Source organism: Nocardia cyriacigeorgica, assembly GCF_010858045.1.
Taxonomy (GTDB): domain Bacteria; phylum Actinomycetota; class Actinomycetes; order Mycobacteriales; family Mycobacteriaceae; genus Nocardia; species Nocardia cyriacigeorgica_E.
Map to the genome: position 1 here is coordinate 14,925 of NZ_JAAGVC010000050.1, position 19,663 is coordinate 34,587.

Here is a 19,663-nt window from a genome sequence, read left to right on the forward strand (position 1 = left end):
CCACGTCGCGCCCTCCAGTCACCCCGACCGCGCCCGCCATCCCTAGCCATACATTTCACCTGCCCTCGCCACTTGTGACTTCAATTTCGCGAGTGCCCGGTGCTGGGCGACTCGTATAGCTCCCGCCGTACTGCCCACGGCGGTCGCGGTTTCTTCTGCCGACAAACCCATGACCAAACGCAGGATCAGGATCTCTCGATGCTTTTCCGGAAGCGTGGCAAGCAAACGGTTCATCTGCCTGCTCGTTTCCGATTCGAGAGCGCGCTGCTCCGGCCCGTGGTCGGTGGATATGACATCTGGTACTTCGGCCATCGCCTCCGCCTTGTTACGTGAGGCGTTGCGATGAGCGTCGGCGACCTTGTGCGAAGCGATTCCGTATACGAAGGCCATGAACGGCCTGCCCTGGTCTTGATACCTGGGCAGGGCTGTCATGACCGCCAGACAGACCTCCTGCGCAACGTCGTCCGCGGACAGCGATCCACGCTCCGCAGCTCCGATCCGTGCGCGGCAATAACGCATCACCAGCGGGCGGATCAACTCCAGTACCTGAGCTAGAGCGGATCTGTCGCCCTGCGCAGCGGCAGCGACGGCGAGGTCCAACTCTTCGCCCGTGTGCGTCATCGTCAGAGATTTTCCTGGCGTTACAAGTGGCACGGCCGGTATCGGCCGATGCTTCCGCGGGTGTAGCGGAACGGATCTAACAATAGCGACACCCGTTGCCGAACCGGGCATCTGCGTCGTCAACCGGCTCCCGACCGGGGCCGATCGGAGCATGCGACGAATGTCAGCCCGCGGCGGCCGGACGGAAGCGCCCACCGAGCCGTTCGATGGCGCCTGCGCATTCGGCTGCCTCGCGCTGTGCCGCAGTGCGATCGATGTCACGTACCGCCACTCCGGTCCGCAACATGGCACAGGCCCAGCGCAACGGCAGCAACCCGTGCGCACGACATTCGGCGGCGACGGTCTCGGCGAGCTCGCAGGCCCGCTCACCGGACCCGGTGGCGGCGGTCGCCGCGGCGAGCAGCAGTCGCGATTTCACCTGATGCCGCACCGAAGGGCCTTGTTCGGCGAGGGCGAGCGCGGCCTCGGCCTGGGGCAGGGCCGCGGCGAAGCGTCCCGACGCGAGCGCGGTCTCGGCGCTCACCCAGTGCAGCCGGATCGCCGACCGCAGCCGCTCCTGGCTCGGCGCTTCGGCGGCCTCGCCGAGCAGGGCGCGCACCCGGGCGAGTAGGGCGGCGGCCAGATCGGTGCGTCCGGTGCCGAGCGCGTCGGCGGCCAGCCCGGTCAGCGCGTCGCAGGCGGCGTCGAGCCGGTACGGCGCGTGCCCCTCCTCCGTGCGGGCCTCGGCCGCGCCGGGCACGGCGAGCGCCGCGGCGGCCCCGTCGTGCCGGGCGGCGACGGCATGCCAGCCCAGTTGACGCAGCAGTGAGCCGCGGGTGGATGCCGCGAGAGCCGCGAGCATCGGGTCGACCCGATGCTTGTTCACCTCGCGCAGTTCGGCACGGGCGGCGGCGTAGCGACCCTGACCGCCGAGCGCCACCGCGCGCAGCCAGGCTTCACGCGCATCGCGGGCGGCCGGCAACTCGGTAGCGGACACGCCTGGTCGGGCGCCGAAGGCGGCGTCGGCGAGTAGCGCGCCGTGCGGGTCGTGGCGGGGAACCGGGACGAACACCGCCGCACTCTATCCCGGCCCGTCCCGCGTCCACCGCCCCCGGCGCGGCCATGCGGACCACGAGCAACCGTTCAGCTTTCTTTTGCGCGCGAAGCATACAGAGAAACGAATGTGTCGGTACACGTCATGTTTCCATCAGGTAAAACTCGCCCCGGCAATCGGCCGGCATGCGCCCCTCGAATTCATATGCGTTTCGCGCAATTAACCCGTGCGCCCCGTTATCGCCATCTCCCCCTGCCCGGATCACACCCACGGCGGAGCGGTTCGGCAACGCCGGGCGGGCGATGCCGGATCGACGATCGAATCAACATCCTGAACACAGCCGCCACCTGCACTGATTCGCGGACGCCGAAGACGTGGCGGCACAGCGCCGTCGAGCCAACCGGCCATTATCGCCGGAAGGAACGTTAAAAGTAAACAGTGCCAAGGTTAAATTTGGCCGCTGAACATTTGAGAAACCGCTGCGCCGAACTATTGACGGAAATTCGCGGCGGGACCTAACGTAACTCATCGCCACGGACGGCGCCGCGCGAAATTGCAGCGACCATCATTGGCGGGCTCTCGGACGACACACGCCGCACCGTGGCCGGAATGTGCCCGGCCGGATGACCATCCGCGCCGGGAGAAGTTGCAGACCACCCGCTCGACAACGTCGACGAGCTCGCACCACGAGGAGTTCACACATGCCCATGCCCACCCACCTTCCCGGACCGAACGCCGATGTCTGGGATTGGCAGATGCGCGGATCCTGCCGCGGTGTGGACTCCGCGGTGTTCTTCCATCCCGACGGCGAGCGCGGTCGCGCCCGTACCGCGCGCGAGATGCGCGCCAAGGAGATCTGCCACAGCTGCCCGGTGCTGATGCAGTGCCGCAGCCACGCCCTCAAAGTCAGCGAGCCCTACGGCATCTGGGGCGGCATGTCCGAGACCGAGCGGGAGATGCATGCCCGGCGCAATCGGCGCCGGATGGCGGTCTGAGTCGCCGCTGGTCACGCTCGTACGCCCGCGTTCGCGACGGATTGCGAATCCCTTCCCATCCACATCGCGCAGGGCGCCGAATCCCTAGCAACAACTGCTGACAGCACTATCGGTCGAGTCGCGCGCCGGCACACGGTCGTTCGGCTCGTACGCACGACAACGCCCGTCAGGCCCTCGGTCACCACCGAGCGCGCCTGTCGGCGTCGAAACGCACGCTGCCGCACAGGGCCCCTGCCGAGCGAATCCGATAGCGGCACGCTACGGTAGTGACCGATGACACAGAATGGAGCGTTGTGACAACGCGGCCGCCGGCCGCAGAGGGCGACTCGTTCCGTGGAGAAGCCTTTCCACTCAGCGTGGAATCTGCGGTCTCGGCACGCGCAGCTGAAAGCATCGAACTCGCCGCGCTTTTGCATCGGTGTGGCCAGTCCGACCAGGAAGCCTTCGCCGAGCTCTACGACCGAACGTGTGCGCGCGTCTACGGTCTGGTGTTGCGCGTCCTCCATGACCCGGGCTATGCGGAGGAGACCGCGCAAGAGGTCTATCTCCAGGTCTGGCGAACGGCGGCGAGTTTCGATCCGGACAAGGGGTCGGCCGCCACCTGGCTGATGACGCTGGCACATCGCCGCGCCGTCGACCGGGTGCGGGCCGAGCAGGCCCATACCCAGCGCGAAGTCGCTTACGGGATACGGGTTCTCGGCAACGACTTCGACGAGGTCACCGAGGAGGTCGAGCGTAAATTCGAACAGCAGGCCGTCCTGGCCAGTCTCGGTGACCTCACCGAAACCCAGCGGGAGGCCATCTCGCTCGCCTACTACGGCGGGCGAACCTACGCCGAGGTGGCCAGCCATCTGGGCGTAGGGTTACCGACCGTTAAGTCCCGAATTCGGGATGGATTGACACGACTGAAGAAAAGTTTGGGGGTGACGTGAGATGAACGAACGGCAGATCGATCTCGCGCACACCGTCGCGCTCGGATCGATCGACGACGAAGACCATCAAGCGGTACAAGAACTGCTCGACAGTGAAGACCCTGCTCGGCGTGCCGAGTTCATCACCGAGGTGCACCTCACCAGGGAGGCCCTCGGAGCGCTCGCCGCCGCGACGGCTGTTCAGCCGCCGGCGGCGCTGCGCGGGCGGCTGCTCACCGCGATCGCCGCGGAGCAGCCGCCGGTCGCTTCCTGACTTCTTTCCCGGGGATCGCCCCGGATTCTCTTGCGGTGTCCCGCGTCCCGCGCTCGAACGGCTGAAAGACGAACGGACCGTTCACGTCCGTGGGGAACATGAACGGTCCGCTCGATCAACCCGAAGGCCGCGGCCTGCCCGTCAGTGGCTGTGGCCGTGCCCGTGATCGTCGCCCTCGTCGGCGGGCTTGTCGACGATCGCGCTCTCGGTGGTGAGCACCATCCGGGCCACCGACGCGGCGTTGATCACCGCCGAACGGGTCACCTTCACCGGATCGACGACGCCGTCGGTGAGCAGATCGCCGTAGCTGAGGGTGGCGGCGTTGAAGCCTTCCTTGCCCTCGGCGACCTTGCTGACCACGACCGAGCCGTCGACGCCCGCGTTGGTGGCGATCCAGTACAGCGGCGCGCGCAGCGCCTGGCGGACCACCTCGACGCCGACCGCCTCGTCGCCGGACAGCGACTCGCGCAGCTCGACCAGCTTGGCGCCGGCCTGCACCAGGGCGGTGCCGCCGCCGGGGACGATGCCCTCCTCGACCGCGGCCTTGGCCGCGCTGACCGCGTCCTCGACCCGGTACTTGCGTTCCTTGAGGGCGGTCTCGGTGGCCGCGCCGACCTTGATCACCGCGACGCCACCGGCCAGCTTGGCCAGCCGCTCCTCGAGCTTCTCCCGATCCCAGTCGGAATCGGTCGCCTCGATCTCACGACGCAGCTGGGCGCCGCGGGCCGCGATGTCCTCGGCGGTGCCCGCACCGTCGATGATGGTGGTGTCGTCCTTGGTGACGACGACGCGGCGGGCCTTGCCGAGCACCTCGAGTCCGGCCTCACGCAGGGTGATGCCGAGGTCGGGGTTGACCACGGTGCCCGCGGTGACGACGGCGAGGTCGTCGAGGAACGCCTTGCGGCGGTCACCGAAGAACGGCGCCTTGACCGCGACGGCCTTGATCGTCTTGCGGATGGCGTTGACCACCAGGGTGGACAGCGCCTCGCCCTCGACGTCCTCGGCGATGATCAGCACCGGCTTGCCGGATTCGGCGATCTTCTCCAGCAGCGGCAGGAAATCGGGCAGCGAGGTGATCTTTTCCCGGTGCAGCAGGACGTAGGCGTCCTCGAACACGGCCTGCTGGGTGTCGGTATCGGTGACGAAGTAGGGCGAGAGGTAGCCCTTGTCGAACTGGACACCCTCGGTGACCACGAGCTCGGTCTGCAGCGTCGAGGACTCCTCGACGGTGACCACGCCGTCCTTGCCGACGGTGGTCAGCGCCTTGCCGACCATCTCGCCGATCTCCTCGTCCCGCGAGGAGACGGTGGCGACCTGCGCGATGGCCTGCTCGCCGGAGACCGGGGTGGCCTGCGCCAGCAGCGCCTCGGAGACGGCGTCGGCGGCCTTGGCGATGCCGGAGCCGATCGCGATGGGGTTGGCGCCCGCGGCGATGTTCTTCAGTCCGGCGCGCACCAGGGCCTGAGCCAGCACGGTGGCGGTGGTGGTGCCGTCACCGGCCACATCGTTGGTCTTGGTGGCGACGCTCTTGACCAGCTGGGCGCCGAGGTTCTCGAACGGGTCCTCGAGATCGATGTCGCGCGCGATGGTGACACCGTCGTTGGTCACGGTCGGGCCACCGAATGCCTTGGCGAGCACGACGTGCCGGCCGCGCGGGCCGAGGGTGACCTTGACCGCATCGGCGAGCTTGTCGACACCGCGCTCGAGAGCCCGGCGAGCCTTCTCGTCGAACTCGATCTGCTTTGCCATATGTGTTCGCTCCTGTGTTTCGGTGCGCTGTCACAGTGCGCGGAACGCACTCCGCCCCGGGGTCAGAAGTCGACACCGGGGCGGAACGCCATGCGCAGCGATGACTTACTTGCTGACGACAGCCAGCACGTCGCGCGCGGACAGGATCAGGTATTCCTCACCCTGGTACTTGATCTCGGTGCCGCCGTACTTGCTGTAGATGACGGTGTCGCCCTCCTGGACATCCAGCGGGATGCGCTTCTCGCCATCCTCGTCCCACCGGCCGGGGCCGACGGCGACAACGGTGCCCTCCTGCGGCTTTTCCTTCGCCGTATCCGGGATGACCAGGCCGGAGGCCGTCGTCGTCTCGGCCTCGTTGGCCTGGACGAGGATCTTGTCCTCGAGCGGCTTGATGTTCACGCTCGCCACGTTGAGCCCTCCACTTTCAGGGGATAACGGTCGTCCGGAACTGTTGTCCCGGACCATCGGTTCGGTCACGATGCCGACGCCTGCGCACAGCCCCGTCGTCGCGGGTGCCGGGACCTGCTCAGTAGTCGAACTGGCACTGGCACACACATCACACAGCGCCACTAGCACTCTATACACGAGAGTGCCAGCGCTCAAGGGCGGGCTGTGCCAATCGGCCGGATCGTCCGCACAGCTGTCGCCGCAGCGCAGGGCCGATCTCTACATTCGGCCCGCCCCCAGCGCCGAGGGCTTCCTATTACTTCACAAAATCTGTAACGTTCGGATAACGGATTGTGACAGTATGGACGACGGTCGCTCAGCGGCCGCCGGGTTCATCACGAACCGGCGTCCCGGCGAGCGACAGGCCGTCACGAACGATCCGGCCAGCTGCACAGTAGAGCCCCAAGCAACACCTGATCCACAACCGTCCCGGCGCCCAAGAGGCAACGAGACGGCCCGGATAGCGAACCCGGTTCGATCGTCATCCACGCGGTGCTCCGGGAGTCCATTCGAGATGGTCGCCCGACACCAGGACCATCCGCTCGAAGGGAGGTGAACATGCGAACATCCCTCGGTATCTCCGCCGGGAACGAGGTGGTGTGCTCGGCGCTCGTCGCCACCGCCGGGAACGGAGCCCAGAGCTTCGATTACCGCGTGGTGTCGGCCGACGCCCATTCCGATCTCGGCGATCTGGTCGCCTCGTCGATCGAGCTGATGACCACCCAGCTGCCGACGACCCATCCGCACGATACGGGCTACGCGGGCACCAAGGCCTTCGAACTCGACGCGGCGCTGAGCAGCCCGCCGACCGCTGTCGCGGTCGCCTACCGCAGCAAGGCCCAGGCCCAAGCGATCCGCTCGGCCACCGGCAAGCAGCACGAGCTCCAGCTGGTGCCCGAGGCCACCGCCGCGCTCGCCTTCCTCCGCCACACCGGCCTCGTCGACCGATACCGCACCGTCGCGCTGGTCGATGTCGGCGCGTCCGGAGTCACCGTCACCGTCGCCACCCAGGCCGACGGCACGGTGCTGCATTCGGCGCGCACCACCACCGTCGGCGGCAACGCCATCGACGAGCTGATCTACCACCATCTGGTCGACGCCCACTACGCCCGCCGCGGTACCCGCCCCAACCGGACCATGCTCACCAACCGGGGCCGTGCCGCCAAGGAGCACCTGTCCATCGCGCCCGCGGTCACCATCGACCACGTGGCCGGACGCCCCCTCAAGCTCACCCGCACCGACTTCGAGGAACTGATCGCCGATCAGCTGCGCGAGCTGGCCGCGTTCACCGCGGTCACCTTCGGGCGCGCACCCGAGCGTCCGGAAGCGGTCTGCGTGATCGGCGGCGGCGCCAATGTTCCCGCCGTGGTCGAGACCCTGCAGCACGAACTCGACATCCCCGTACTCACGGTCCCGGATCCGGACGCCGTCATCGCCAAGGGCGCCGCGCTGCTCGCCGACGAGACCCAGCCCGCCGCGGGCTCGGTCGCCGCGCTCGCCGCGGATGCGCCGGTGGGCACGTTCACCAAGGTCGTCGGCACGCTGGCCGGTGCGATCGTGGTCGTCGGTCTGGTCATCGGCTACGGGGTGAAGGCGCTCGCCCCGACCTCCGGCGAAGAGGTCTCCCCGGCGGGCACCACCAGCAGCACCGAGCTACCGCCCACGATGACGTCCTACCCGCCCGCGGTGCCAGGCAGCGCCACCACCGGCGGCGAGCGCGAGTCTCCGGTCCGTCCCACCGGCACCACGATCGCCCCGAGCCCGAGCCCCGATCAGCTGCCGAGTACCACCGGGGTCGCACCGACCACCCCGCGCAGCTCGTCCACCCAGCCGACGCTGCGCCCCGATCCGAACCTGCCGTCGATCCCGTTCCCGGAGCTGCCGGAGCTGCTCGGCCCGCTGTTCCCGCCGAGCACCACCGCGCCATCGGGTTCGGGGGCCGCGCCCGAGACGGGCCGCGAAGGCGCCGACACCGAGCCGAGCACCAGCGGCACGCCCACACCGGGCGCCGCGCCGACGACCGTTCGGCCGAGCGGGCCGCCGGCTCAGGCGCCCGCGCAGGGCCGCGTGCCGATTCCCCGGGCCGGCACAGGCTCGTCGGATGGACAGCCGACCGCACCCACGCAGTGAGCGGGCCGGTGGTCGGCCGGGCCGCGTGGTCTGCCGGCAGTGAACCGGCTCAGGACACCTGACTGACCGATACCGGCAGCCCCGGATCGGTCGCCACGGTCAGCGGCGAGGGTTTCGCACCACCCGCGATCACGTGGGCGCCGAGCGCCGCGATCATCACTCCGTTGTCGGTGCACAGCCGCGGCTTCGGCACTCGCAGCTCCAAACCGGCCGCCGCGCAACGCTCTTCGGCCAGCGAGCGGATCCGGGAATTGGCCGTCGCGCCGCCGCCGAGCACCAGCGTGCCGACGCCGACGTCCTGCGCGGCGCGCACCGCCTTCATGGTGAGCACGTCGGCGACGGCCTCCTGGAACGAGGCCGCGATATCCGGGATCGGCAGATCCTCCGTGGCCACCCCATCGCGTTGGGCGGCCTCGACATAGCGAGCCACCGCGGTCTTCAACCCCGAGAACGAGAAGTCGTAGCGGGGATCGCGCGGGCCGGTCATGCCGCGCGGGAACGCGATGGCCTTCGGATCGCCGGAGCGCGCGGCCGCGTCCAGCGCGGGGCCGCCTGGGAAGCCGAGGCCGAGCAACCGCGCGACCTTGTCGAACGCCTCGCCCGCCGCGTCGTCGACGGTGCTGCCGAGCTCCACGATCGGCTCGGCCAGATCCGTGACGTGCAGCAGGTGGGTATGCCCGCCCGAGACCAGCAGCGCCACACACGGCGGCATCGGACCGTGCTCGAGCGTATCGACCGCGACATGGCCGCCGAGATGGTTGAGCGCGTAGAACGGCACATCCCATGCCGCCGCATACGCCTTGGCGGCGGCGACTCCCACCAGCAACGCACCGGCCAGGCCCGGCCCGATGGTGACCGCGAGAGCGTCGGGGGCGACGATGCCCGCGCTCGACAACGCGCGCCGCATCGCGGGCACGATCGCCTCCAGATGCGCACGCGAGGCGATCTCGGGCACGACGCCGCCGAAGCGGGCGTGCTGGTCGACACTCGAGGCGACCTCGTCGGCCAGCAGCTCACAACTGCCGTCCGGATGGCGCCGCACGATGCCGACACCGGTTTCGTCGCAGGAGCTCTCGATACCCATGACGATCACGACAGCACCTCGTCCGGTCGATTCGCCTCGCCCCACTGCGCGCCCGCCGACGACAGCGCGGGCCTGCGCATGGTGTAGGCGTCGGCGCCGCTGGGATGGTAGTAGTTCTTGCGCAGGCCGATGATGTGGAAGCCGTGCTTGGCGTAGAGCGCGATGGCCGCGGCATTGTCGGTGCGGACCTCGAGGAACACCGGCCCGCCGCGCACGGCGGCCTCGGCGAGCAGCGCTTCGAGCAGCTTGGTGCCGATACCGGCGCGATGGCATTGCGGGTCGACGCCGATGGTGTGCACCTCGGCCTCCGGATGTTCGTCGTCACCGAGCAGCGCGATGCCCGCGTAGCCGACCATGCGGCCGTCCTCGTCCCGCGCGGTGATGTAGCGGTTGTGCCCGGCCGCGAGCTCGGACCGGAACGACACCGCATGCCACGGATCGTCCTCCGGGAACAGCAGTTGCTCGAGTTCCACGCAGCGGTCGATATCGGCGACCGTCATCGGTTCGATGCGGATGCCCACGGCTACGCCCCTGTCCGATCGAGGGTGCGGTAGCTCTGCTCGACCGCGTCCGGCCTGCGCAGATACAGCGGGACCAGCGGTTCGGGCACCGCGCGAGCCAGCACCTGGGGTGCCGCGACCCGGACCAGCCCGGCCGGTGACGGGGTCTCCACCGGAAGCACCGGCAGGTCGAACAGGTCCACGTGCGAGGCCGACCCCGCGATGACGGTGGCCTTCTCGGTGTCCAGCTCGGCCGGTTTACCGACCTCGGGGCCGGCGACGCGACGGCCGATGCCGCCGAGCGCCCACGGCTCGTCCTCGCGGTAGCGCGCCGAGTACACCTCGCGACGTCGCGCGTCGGTGACCACCAGCAGCTCCGCGCCGGGGGCCAGGTCGCGGGCGCCGTCGGCGGCGATGGCGTCCAGGCTGCACACGCCGTACACCGGGATGCCGAGGGCGTCGCCGAAGGCCGCAGCGGTGGCCATGCCGACCCGTAATCCGGTGAACGGTCCGGGGCCGACGCCGACCACGACGGCCGCGATATCGGTCCTGGATCGCCCTGCCTCGGTGAGGCATTCGAGGATCTGCGGGGTGAGCACCTCGGCGTGGGCGCGGGCGTCGACCCGCACCCGGACGGCGATGGTGCGCACGTCGGCCGGTGCCTCGGCACCGGCCGCGGACTGCTCCAATTCCACCAATCCCGCTGTAACGGCGGGCGTCGCGGTGTCGACAGCAAGTACAAGCATGATTGGCCCAACGATACCGGTTGGTCCTCACGCGCCGCGCAGCCATGAGGGTCGCGGCGCGCAGCCGCGTGCGCGTGCCTCGTGCGAGGTTGCCCACGTCACAGCCTTGCCGAGCCCGCGCCGGTGGGCGTGATCACCGCTGCCGGTGGCTCGAGTAGGCCGCTAGCCCTGCGCGGGATCGGCCGCGCGCTCGATCCATTCCCAGCGCGCGACGCGCACATCCGATTCCGGTTCGCGGGCCAGACGCACCCGCAGATGACGGTCGGTGAGGTGCTCGACGACGCCGCCACCCCATTCGACGACGACCACCGCGTCATGCAGATCGGTGTCGAGGTCGAGGGCGTCGAGCTCGTCGAGCCCGCCACCGAGGCGGTAGGCGTCCACGTGCACCAGCGCCACCGGAGCCGCGTCGCGGCGCTCTCCGGCGCGGTGCCTGCGCGCGATGATGAACGTCGGCGAGCTGACCCGCCCCTGTACCCCGAGTCCGGCGGCGATGCCTCGGGTCAGAGCGGTCTTGCCCGCGCCGAGCGGACCGTCGAGCACCACCAGATCGCCCGCGACCAGTCCCGCGGCCAGTTCACGGCCGAGTGCTTCGGTGTCGGCCACGGTGGGCAGTGTGCGTCGGTGTTCAGTCACCGGCCACCTCCGGTGTGTCGGTCGTGGTGACGACACCGGCGCGCAGCAGCAGCCGGTCCAGCGCGGCGTCGACCAGGTCGGCGAACTGCAGCTGCGGCATATGCGCCGCCTCCGGCAGTTCCACGAGTTCGGCGTCCGGCAGTTCACGGGCCAGCGCGCGGGAGTTGCGGAACGGGATCACCAGGTCGTGTCTGCCGCCCATGATCAGCACCGGGATATCGGCGAGCACCGGCAGCGCGGCCGATTCGTCGTGCAGCTCGATCGCCTTCAGGAATTTGACGATCGTCTCCACGGGGGTGCGGTCGATCATCAGGGTGGCGAACCGCGACAACGTCGGGCTCACCGAGCCGTGGAACGAGCTGACGTGCAGGATAGGCGCGATCACATGCTTGGCCGTCATCCGCCCGGTCTGCACCAGCGCCGGCGCGGTGTGCACCGCCATCCGGAACCCGTCGAGGGTGGGATTGCGCAAGAGCTGGCCCAGACCGGCGCTGGCCACCTCGGCCGCCGCCGTCGACAGCAATGCGATACCCGCCACCCGCTGGTCGAACAGCTCCGGGTACTGGGCCGCCGCGGCCAGGATCGCCATCCCGCCGAGCGAATGCCCGACCAGCACCAGTGGCCCGTCCGGCGCCTTCGCCTCGATGACGCGCACGAGGTCGCGGCCGAGCTGACGGACCGTGCAACTGTCGGTCTCCGGCGCTCCGGAACGCCCGTGCCCACGCAGATCGAACAGCACCATCCGCACCTGCGGACCCCACCGTTGCTCGAGATGGCGGCGCTGGAAGTGGAACGATTCCATGGTGTTGCAGAAGCCGTGCACGAAGACGACGGTGACGGGGGCGTCGGCGGGGCCGCAGGTGCGGATGGCCAGCGGCACACCGTCGTCGGCGAGGACCTTGTCGGCCGGGTCGGAGTCGATCAGCGAGAAATCTTCGCCGCGATAGGGATCGCGGCTCACCGGTACCAGCACCCGCGCCCCCGCCCGGCGCAGCGCGTGCACCCCGGCCAACGCCGCGACGAGGCCCGCGGTCGCCATACCGCCGCGCAGGACGGTCACTCTGCGTTTGGTCATCGCGGGCCGCCTCGGAACCGCCGGACCACCCGGCCCCTGGGCGAACACACCACTTCGTAGTGGATGGTCTCGAGCAGGTCGGCCCATTCCTGGGCGTGTGGCAGGCCGTCTTCGCCGGTGCCGAACAGGACCGCGGTATCGCCTTCGGTGACGCCGTCGAGGTTCTCGCCGAGGTCGATGACCAGCTGATCCATGCACACCCGTCCGATGCTCGGCCGCCGCGCGCCGCGCACCCAGACCTCGAAGCGTCCGCCGAGCCTGCGCGAGACGCCGTCGGCGTATCCGGCCGGGATGAGCGCGACGGTGGTGTCGTGCGGAGCGATCCATTCATGGCCGTAGGAGACGCCCTCGCCGGCCGCGACCCGTTTGATCAGCGAGACCTCGGCTTGGAAGGTCATGGCCGGGCGCAGACCGAAATCGCCGAGTTCGGGGACCGGTGACAGCCCGTAGACCGCGATGCCGGGGCGCACCATGTCGAAGGCGAGATCGGGGCGGGTCAGGGTGGCCGCCGAGTTGGCCAGGTGGGTGATCTCCGGTGTCAGCCCGTATTCCTTGGCGGTGGCGATGGCCTCGACGAAGCGGTCGCGCTGCACGTCGATGATGGGATGGTGCGGCTCGTCGGCGTGCGCCAGATGGGAGAAGATCGCGCGGAAACGCACCACCTGCTCGTCGACGAGAGCACGCAACGCGGTGAGGACCGCGGGGTATTCGGTGACCGAGACACCGTTGCGGTTGAGGCCGGTATCCACCTTGAGGGTGAGCGTCGCCGTGCGCCCGAGCCGCCGAGCCGCCGCCTCCACACCCCGCAGCTGCGACAGCGCGGACACGCCGATTTCGATATCGGCGGCGATCGCGGCACCGTAATCGGCGTCGGAATTGTTGAGCCAGCTCAGGATCGGCGCGGTGATCCCGGCCTCGCGCAGCTGCACCGCTTCGCTGATGGTGGTGACGCCGAGTTCGGCCGCGCCCGCCGCCAGTGCGGCGCGCCCGACCTCGACCGCGCCATGGTTGTAACCGTCGGCCTTCACCACGATCATCACCGCGGCGCCGCCGGCGTGTTCACGCAGGATCCGCACGTTATGAGCGATGGCATCCAGATCGACGACCGTCTCCACTTGCGCATTCACGGTTCCCGATCCTGCCACCAACGCGGTGGCGAGGGGCGGGCGACCACCGTCGCGCCGACCAGCAGGCGCCGTGGCGTCACGCAGCGAGGGCGCGCAGCGTGCTGATCGCAGGCCGCAGGTGGTGCAGTAGCGGCGTCGCCGAGATCGGTGCGGCGGCCGAGCCGTCGGCTGCGGCGAGGTTGGCTGCGAGGGCGTGCACACGCGCCGCCGCGGCGGCCGACCAACCCGGTTCCTGCCCCGCTGCGAGCAGCGCGCCGATCACGCCGGACAACACGTCACCGGCACCCGCCGTCGCGGCCCAGGAACCGCCGGCCTCGTTCACCAGCACGGCCTTGCCTGGTTCGGCGACCAGCGTGGCGCGCCCCTTGAGCAGCACCGTCACCCCCCACGATTCGGCCAGTTCGCGAACCGCCGCGACCCGATCGGTGCCGAGCGGGTGCCCGGTGAGGCGGGCGAATTCGCCGGCGTGCGGGGTCAGCACGGTCGGCGCGGCACGGTCGCGCACCATGGCGGGATGGTCGGCGAGCAGGGTCAGGCCGTCGGCGTCGACGACGACGGGCAGGTCGGTGGACAGGATCTGCGCCATCCGGGCCCACGCGCCGTCATCGGTGCCGGAGCCGGGGCCGAACACCCAGGACTGCACGCGGCCGGTCGAGGCGATATTGCGGGCGGCGACCACCTCCGGGTACTGCGCGAGCACCTGGTCCGCGCCACTGCCCGCATAACGCACCATCCCGGAGGTCGCCGCCACGGCCGCCCCGGTGCACAGCACCGCCGCACCCGGATAGGCCGCGCTGCCCGCGCAGACACCGGTGACGCCCTGGCTGTACTTGTCGTCGCCGGCGCCCGGCACCGGCCACCGCGCCCCGATATCGCGCGGTTCGAGAGCCGCGAGTTCGGGCGGGGGTAGCCGTAATCCGATGGGTACCAATTCGATTCGTCCACATCGGTCCGCATTGAGCGCATGCACCGGCTTATAGGCGCCGAAGCTGACCGTCACCTGCGCCCGCACCGCCGGACCGTCGACCGCACCGGTATCGGGGTCGACCCCGCTCGGCAGATCCGCCGCGACGATCGGCGCCTCGATCCGCGCCACGAGCTCCGCCGCCTGCGGACGCAACGACCCGCGCCCGGAGATGCCGACGATGCCATCGATCACCAGATCCGGCCGGCCCAGGTCGGTGCGCACCCGGCCACCGGCTTTCCGCAGCGCCGCAAGACCTTCCGCATGCGCACGCTCCGGATTCAGCAACACCGCATCGACCGAAACACCGCGGCGCCGCAGGAAATATCCCGCCCACAGTGCGTCCCCACCGTTGTCGCCGGAGCCGACCAGCAGCGTCACCGACCGCCCCGCGACACCCCCGGTGCGCGCCCGCAGCTCCCCCGCGACGACGGTCGCCAGCCCGTAAGCCGCCCGCCGCATCGGCACCCCGGCCGCGACCCTGGTGAACAGTTCCGCCTCGGCCGCCCGGACCGCGTCGACCGGGTAATAGCCCCGCTGCGAACACATCGGACACGCACCTCCAGTGGTTGCTCGGGCCGCGACTTCCGCAGACTACGCTTGATCATCATGCCTACGCCGCGTCGTCACGCCACCGTCATCGCCACCGGATTCGTCCTCGCGGCGGCGCTACTGTCCGGCTGCGGCTCCGACGACGAGCCCGCCTCCGCGCCGACGACCACCGCGACTTCGGCCGCCACCTCCGCCCCCGCCGCGGACAACGGCCAGGCCCAGACCTTCGTCGTCGAAGTCGACGATATGACGTTCTCCCCCGCCGACCTCACCATCTCCGTCGGCGACACCGTCACCTGGAAGTTCTCCGATGACGTCGTGCACGGCGTGCAGGGCATCGGCGACAAGGCGATGGGCATCAACAGCCCGCTGTTCACCGAGGGCGAGTGGAGCCACACCTTCACCACCGCGGGGTCGTTCCGGTACCTGTGCCCCATCCATCCCGAGATGCGCGGCACCATCACGGTGCAGTAGGCCTCACACCGGACGATATTCGCGGGTACGCGGGCTCCCCGCGTTCAGCGCTTCGACGGCCGAAACCAGCGGCGCCAGCTCGGGATTCGCGGCCGCCTGGCGCAGCGCGCTCGTCAGAGCCGCGTCATGGGTGGGGCGGGCGCGCGCCAGCAACTCGAGACCCGCCGGCGTGACGTCGGTGTAGATGCCGCGCCGATCGTCCGGGCACAGGTACCGCTGCAACAGGCCGCGATCCTCCAACCGGGAGACCAGCCGCGTCGTCGCACTCTGACTCAGCACGACCGCCTCGGCGACCTGATTCATCCGCAGATGCCCGCCGGGCCCATCGTGCTGCCGGGACAACACCACCAGCAGCGAATACTCGCGCACGCTGAGGTCGTGCCCGGTCTGCAAGGCGCGCTCGATATGCGCCTCGATGCGGTCGTGCAGCAGCGACAGCGCGTACCAGCCATCGGCGAGGCCGGTGAGAGCGGCGTCGGCGGTCATGGATGGTCCCTTCCTTCGGAATCTGCCCACCAGGATAGATGACTCCCGAAATAGCCCGCGCTTGCAATTAAATGCATACGCAATTATTGTCAACGCCGGTAAAGATCGCAGACAACAGTGGAGGCACTTCCATGCCGCTCGCCCTGCTCGCCCTGACCCTCGGGGCGTTCGCCATCGGCACAACCGAATTCATCGTGGTGGGGCTGCTGCCCGACATCGCGGCCGAGTACACGGTGTCCATCCCGACCGCGGGCCTGCTGGTCACCGGTTACGCGCTCGGCGTCGTCGCGGGCGCGCCGGTGATGACGGGGCTCGGTACCCGCGTCTCCCGCAAACGCATGCTGCTCGCATCACTGCTGCTACTGATCGCCGGAAACCTGCTGTCGGCCGTGGCACCGAGCTTCGCGCTCATGCTGACCGGGCGGATCGTCGCCTCGCTCGCGCACGGCGCGTTCTTCGGTATCGGCGCGGTGGTCGCGGGCAGTCTGGTCGCCGCCGACCGCAAGGCCGGCGCCATCGCCATCATGTTCACCGGCCTCACCGCCGCGACCGTGGTCGGCGTACCGCTGGGCACTCTGCTCGGCCAGCAGTTCGGCTGGCGGCTCACCTTCGCACTGGTGGCCGTGATCGGTGTGATCGGGCTGATCGGCGTCGCCACGCTGGTGCCAGATCAGGCAGCACCGAGCGATGCCCGGTTGCGCTCGGAATTCTCCGCGCTCGCCAATCCACAGGTGCTGCTCGCCATGGCCATGACGGTGCTCGGGTTCGGCGGCGTGTTCGCGGCGATCACCTATCTCGCGCCGATGATGACCGAGGTGAGCGGCTATGCCGAAGGCTCGGTGACCTGGCTGCTCGTCCTGTTCGGCCTCGGCATGTTCGCAGGCAATCTGATCGGTGGCCGCTACGCCGACCGGCACCTCATGCCCATGCTGTACGTCTCGCTCGGCCTGCTCGCCGCCGTGCTCGGGCTGTTCACGCTCACCGCGCACAGCAAGCCGCTGGCCGCCGTCACCGTGGTGCTGATCGGCGCGCTCGGATTCGCCACCGTGCCGCCTCTGCAGAAGCGCGTCCTGGATCAGGCGGCGGGTGCTCCCACGCTGGCCTCGGCGATCAATATCGGCGCGTTCAACCTGGGCAACGCACTGGCCGCATGGCTCGGCGGGATCGTGATCTCCGCGGGTCTCGGGTACACCGCGCCGAACTGGGTGGGCGCACTGCTCGCTGTGAGTGCCCTGGGGTTGGCCGTCGCGTCCGCGACTCTGGAACGCCGGAACGGGTCGGCGACGCCGCTACCCAGCACGGGCGACGCGCTCGATTCAGCGTCCGCCGACCTGGTGGCCCCTGTGCGATAGCACCCGCGAGTGCGCTGTACCGCTGCCGGACAGACCTCGACCCGGACCACTCACGGCCCGGGTCGATGTCTTACGTTCGGCGGGTTATTCGACCGTGACCGATTTCGCCAGGTTGCGCGGCTTGTCGACGTCGTACCCACGCGCCTGCGCCACCTCGGCGGCGAAGATCTGCAAGGGGACCGTCGACAGCAGCGGCTGGAACAACGTCGGCGCGGACGGGATCTCGATGAGATCGTCGGCGAACGGGCGCACCGTATCGTCGCCCTCCTCCGCGATGACGATGGTGCGTGCCCCACGCGCTTGGATCTCGCGGATATTGCTCAGCAGCTTCGAGTGCAGCACCGCGCGCCCCTTCGGCGACGGCATCACCACGATCACCGGCAGGCCGTCTTCGATCAGCGCGATCGGACCGTGCTTGAGCTCACCCGCCGCGAAACCCTCCGCGTGCATGTAGGCCAGCTCCTTGAGCTTGAGCGCACCCTCGAGCGCCACCGGATACCCGACGTGGCGGCCGAGGAACAGCACCGTCGGCACCTTCGCCAGCTCACGCGCGATCGCGCGCACCTGCGGCGCCGTCTCCAGCACCCGCGCGACCAGCTTCGGCATGGCTTCCAACTCGGCGAACTCGCGCGCCACCTCGTCGGGATACTTGGTGCCGCGCGCCTGCGCCAACGCCAGCCCGACCAGATAGTTGGCCGTCACCTGCGCCAGGAACGCCTTGGTCGAGGCGACGCCGATCTCCGGCCCGGCCCTGGTGTAGAGCACCGCGTCGGATTCGCGGGGGATCTGCGCGCCGTTGGTATTGCAGATGGCCAGCACGCGCGCCTTCTGCTCCTTGGCGTGGCGCACCGCTTCCAGCGTGTCGGCGGTCTCGCCGGACTGCGAGATCGCCACCACCAGTGTGGAGCGGTCCAGCACCGGGTCGCGGTAGCGGAATTCGCTGGCCAGCTCCACCTCGACGGGCAGCCGGGTCCAGTGCTCGATCGCGTATTTGGCCAGCAGACCGGAGTGGTAGGCGCTGCCGCAGGCGACGACGAACACCTTGTCGACGTCACGTAGTTCCTGATCGGCGAGCCGCTGCTCATCGAGCACGATGCGCCCCGAGCCGCCCTGGCCGGTGTCGAAATGCCCCATCAGGGTGTCGGCGACCGCGGCGGGCTGCTCCTCGATCTCCTTGAGCATGAAGTAATCGTGTCCGCCCTTTTCGGCGGCGGCCAGATCCCAGTCGATGGTGAACGGCCTGGTGCGCGAGCCCGCGTCGTTACCGGCGAAGTCGGTGACCCGGTAGCTGTCGCGGGTGATCACCACCGCCTGATCCTGGCCCAGTTCGACAGCCTCGCGGGTGTGCTCGATGAAGGCCGTCACGTCCGAGGCGATGAACATCTCGCCCTTGCCCACACCCACGACCAGCGGGGTGGACCGGCGCGCGGCAATGATCTTGTCCGGATGTTCGGCGTGCGTGAAGACCAGCGTGAACGCGCCCTCGAGGCGGCGCAGCACCGCCAGCGCGCTCGCCTCGAAATCACCCGCTGTCGGGCCCTCGGCGTAGGCGCGCGCCACCAGATGCACCGCGACCTCGGTGTCGGTGTCGCTACGCAGCTCCACCCCGGCGTCCTCGAGTTCGCGACGCAGCGGCGCGAAATTCTCGATGATGCCGTTGTGCACCACCGCGACGGCGCCGGCCTCGTCCCGATGCGGGTGCGCGTTGCGATCGGTCGGCGCGCCGTGCGTCGCCCAGCGGGTGTGCCCCATGCCGGTGCTTCCCGCGAACGCGTCCGGGCCGGCCTCGCCCAGCTCAGCCTCCAGATTCGCGAGGCGACCGGCCTTGCGTTCCACCGCGATGGCGCCCGCTCCGTCGAGGATCGCGACGCCCGCCGAGTCGTACCCGCGATACTCCATGCGGCGCAACGCGTCGACGACGACGCCGAGAGCATCCCGGTACCCGACGTACCCCACGATTCCGCACATGGCTCACCAGAGTACTTATCGGATAACGTTCACGTCGTGTCGGCGTCTGTGAAATCCCTCCTGAGCACCCTGACCAGCCGCGGCCCGCACCGGGTGCTGCGCGGCAACCTGGCCATCGCGGGCCAGCCCGGCGTCGTGTACACCCCCGAATCGGGCCGCAACCTACCCGCCGTGGCGTTCGGCCACGGCTGGATGAGCGGCTCCGACCACTACCGGTCGCTGCTGGAACACCTGGCGTCCTGGGGTTTCGTCACCGCCGCCCCCGATACCGAACGCGGCCCCATTCCCTCGCACGTCGGCCTGGCCACCGACCTGCTCACCACCCTCGACATCTGCGCGGGCGTGCGCCTCGGCGACGGCGCGATCAGCGTCCACCCCGACAAACTGGTCCTGGCCGGCCACGCCATGGGCGCGGGCGCGGCCGTCATCGCCGCCGCCCAGCGCCGGGTAGCCGCCGTAGCCGCCCTCTTCCCGGCCCCCACCGCCCCGTCCGCGGCCAGCGGGGTGGCGTTGGAGTTGGTGGAGCGGAGGTCGGTGGC

The 19,663-nt window shown here is 69.6% G+C and carries 20 protein-coding genes; 7 read left to right on the forward strand and 13 right to left on the reverse strand.

The genetic code is table 11. From position 1 onward, the window contains the following. Window positions 1-42 precede the first annotated feature (42 nt). Both GV790_RS26025 and GV790_RS26030 read right to left on the reverse strand, forming a co-directional pair. Window positions 43-621 carry a sigma-70 family RNA polymerase sigma factor gene (locus tag GV790_RS26025; RefSeq protein ID WP_036533448.1) on the reverse strand — a complete coding sequence of 193 codons (579 nt, stop codon included), beginning with the start codon at window positions 619-621 and terminating at the stop codon, window positions 43-45. Window positions 622-784: 163 nt separating this feature from the next. Beyond that, window positions 785-1,672: a hypothetical protein gene (locus GV790_RS26030; RefSeq protein WP_163816986.1), complete on the reverse strand. Its 888-nt coding sequence runs from the start codon at window positions 1,670-1,672 to the stop codon at window positions 785-787. Window positions 1,673-2,355: 683 nt separating this feature from the next. Between GV790_RS26030 and GV790_RS26035 the strand changes: the two genes are divergently transcribed. The 3 genes from GV790_RS26035 to GV790_RS26045 all read left to right on the forward strand — a co-directional run bounded on the left by GV790_RS26035 (window position 2,356) and on the right by GV790_RS26045 (window position 3,834). Then, window positions 2,356-2,649: a WhiB family transcriptional regulator gene (locus GV790_RS26035; protein WP_036533446.1), complete on the forward strand. Its 294-nt coding sequence runs from the start codon at window positions 2,356-2,358 to the stop codon at window positions 2,647-2,649. A 356-nt stretch (window positions 2,650-3,005) separates the two neighbouring features. Further along, on the forward strand, window positions 3,006-3,581 hold the full coding sequence (locus GV790_RS26040; RefSeq protein ID WP_163817018.1) for a sigma-70 family RNA polymerase sigma factor: 576 nt from the start codon (window positions 3,006-3,008) through the stop codon (window positions 3,579-3,581). Between the two features lies 1 nt (window position 3,582). Next, complete coding sequence (locus tag GV790_RS26045; RefSeq protein WP_104362060.1) at window positions 3,583-3,834, forward strand: RskA family anti-sigma factor; 252 nt, start codon at window positions 3,583-3,585, stop codon at window positions 3,832-3,834. 141 nt (window positions 3,835-3,975) lie between these two features. On the opposite strand, the gene groL is transcribed toward GV790_RS26045, so the two are convergent. Together groL and groES are read right to left on the reverse strand one after the other, a co-directional pair. After that, window positions 3,976-5,583, reverse strand: a complete 1,608-nt coding sequence (groL, locus tag GV790_RS26050) for a chaperonin GroEL (protein ID WP_163816988.1) — start codon at window positions 5,581-5,583, stop codon at window positions 3,976-3,978. A 105-nt stretch (window positions 5,584-5,688) separates the two neighbouring features. Beyond that, entirely contained in the window at window positions 5,689-5,991 is a 303-nt protein-coding gene (groES, locus tag GV790_RS26055; RefSeq protein ID WP_014349218.1) for a co-chaperone GroES, read from the reverse strand. A 597-nt stretch (window positions 5,992-6,588) separates the two neighbouring features. Here groES and GV790_RS26060 point away from each other — a divergent pair. Further along, the gene (locus tag GV790_RS26060; protein ID WP_163816990.1) at window positions 6,589-8,160 is read left to right on the forward strand and encodes an Hsp70 family protein; all 1,572 of its coding nucleotides are present in this window, start codon (window positions 6,589-6,591) and stop codon (window positions 8,158-8,160) included. Window positions 8,161-8,209: 49 nt separating this feature from the next. Here GV790_RS26060 and tsaD read toward each other — a convergent pair whose 3' ends face one another. The 7 genes from tsaD to GV790_RS26095 form a co-directional block, all read right to left on the reverse strand. Continuing rightward, window positions 8,210-9,253, reverse strand: coding sequence for a tRNA (adenosine(37)-N6)-threonylcarbamoyltransferase complex transferase subunit TsaD (gene tsaD / locus GV790_RS26065; RefSeq protein WP_163816992.1), 1,044 nt, complete (start codon window positions 9,251-9,253; stop codon window positions 8,210-8,212). Further along, on the reverse strand, window positions 9,250-9,765 hold the full coding sequence (gene rimI / locus GV790_RS26070; protein ID WP_163816995.1) for a ribosomal protein S18-alanine N-acetyltransferase: 516 nt from the start codon (window positions 9,763-9,765) through the stop codon (window positions 9,250-9,252). The genes tsaD and rimI overlap by 4 nt, the downstream gene beginning before the upstream one ends. Before the next feature lie 2 nt (window positions 9,766-9,767). Further along, window positions 9,768-10,490 (reverse strand): tRNA (adenosine(37)-N6)-threonylcarbamoyltransferase complex dimerization subunit type 1 TsaB, encoded by a 723-nt coding sequence (gene tsaB / locus GV790_RS26075; RefSeq protein WP_163816997.1) that lies wholly within the window; start codon window positions 10,488-10,490, stop codon window positions 9,768-9,770. Window positions 10,491-10,652: 162 nt separating this feature from the next. After that, window positions 10,653-11,126, reverse strand: coding sequence for a tRNA (adenosine(37)-N6)-threonylcarbamoyltransferase complex ATPase subunit type 1 TsaE (gene tsaE, locus GV790_RS26080; protein ID WP_163816999.1), 474 nt, complete (start codon window positions 11,124-11,126; stop codon window positions 10,653-10,655). Continuing rightward, window positions 11,119-12,201, reverse strand: a complete 1,083-nt coding sequence (locus tag GV790_RS26085; RefSeq protein WP_163817001.1) for an alpha/beta fold hydrolase — start codon at window positions 12,199-12,201, stop codon at window positions 11,119-11,121. Before GV790_RS26085 ends, tsaE begins: the two co-directional genes overlap by 8 nt. After that, window positions 12,198-13,328 (reverse strand): alanine racemase, encoded by a 1,131-nt coding sequence (alr, locus tag GV790_RS26090; protein ID WP_309139039.1) that lies wholly within the window; start codon window positions 13,326-13,328, stop codon window positions 12,198-12,200. Before alr ends, GV790_RS26085 begins: the two co-directional genes overlap by 4 nt. Window positions 13,329-13,404: 76 nt before the next feature. Then, window positions 13,405-14,841: an NAD(P)H-hydrate dehydratase gene (locus tag GV790_RS26095; protein ID WP_163817005.1), complete on the reverse strand. Its 1,437-nt coding sequence runs from the start codon at window positions 14,839-14,841 to the stop codon at window positions 13,405-13,407. Window positions 14,842-14,901: 60 nt separating this feature from the next. Here GV790_RS26095 and GV790_RS26100 point away from each other — a divergent pair, with 60 nt between their 5' ends. Further along, complete coding sequence (locus GV790_RS26100) at window positions 14,902-15,318, forward strand: plastocyanin/azurin family copper-binding protein (RefSeq protein ID WP_256673531.1); 417 nt, start codon at window positions 14,902-14,904, stop codon at window positions 15,316-15,318. 3 nt (window positions 15,319-15,321) lie between these two features. On the opposite strand, the gene GV790_RS26105 is transcribed toward GV790_RS26100, so the two are convergent. Continuing rightward, complete coding sequence (locus GV790_RS26105; protein WP_163817009.1) at window positions 15,322-15,804, reverse strand: MarR family winged helix-turn-helix transcriptional regulator; 483 nt, start codon at window positions 15,802-15,804, stop codon at window positions 15,322-15,324. A gap of 131 nt (window positions 15,805-15,935) precedes the next feature. Here GV790_RS26105 and GV790_RS26110 point away from each other — a divergent pair, with 131 nt between their 5' ends. Further along, a complete protein-coding gene (locus GV790_RS26110; RefSeq protein WP_163817011.1) occupies window positions 15,936-17,156 on the forward strand; it encodes an MFS transporter in 1,221 nt (406 codons plus the stop codon). A gap of 84 nt (window positions 17,157-17,240) precedes the next feature. Here the strand turns inward: GV790_RS26110 and glmS are convergent, their stop codons facing one another. Further along, window positions 17,241-19,124 carry a glutamine--fructose-6-phosphate transaminase (isomerizing) gene (gene glmS / locus GV790_RS26115; RefSeq protein ID WP_163817014.1) on the reverse strand — a complete coding sequence of 628 codons (1,884 nt, stop codon included), beginning with the start codon at window positions 19,122-19,124 and terminating at the stop codon, window positions 17,241-17,243. 36 nt (window positions 19,125-19,160) lie between these two features. On the opposite strand from glmS, the gene GV790_RS26120 reads away from it, so the two are divergent. Further along, window positions 19,161-19,663 (forward strand): dienelactone hydrolase family protein (locus GV790_RS26120; protein ID WP_375139428.1); only part of this gene is annotated, 503 nt, incomplete at its 3' end.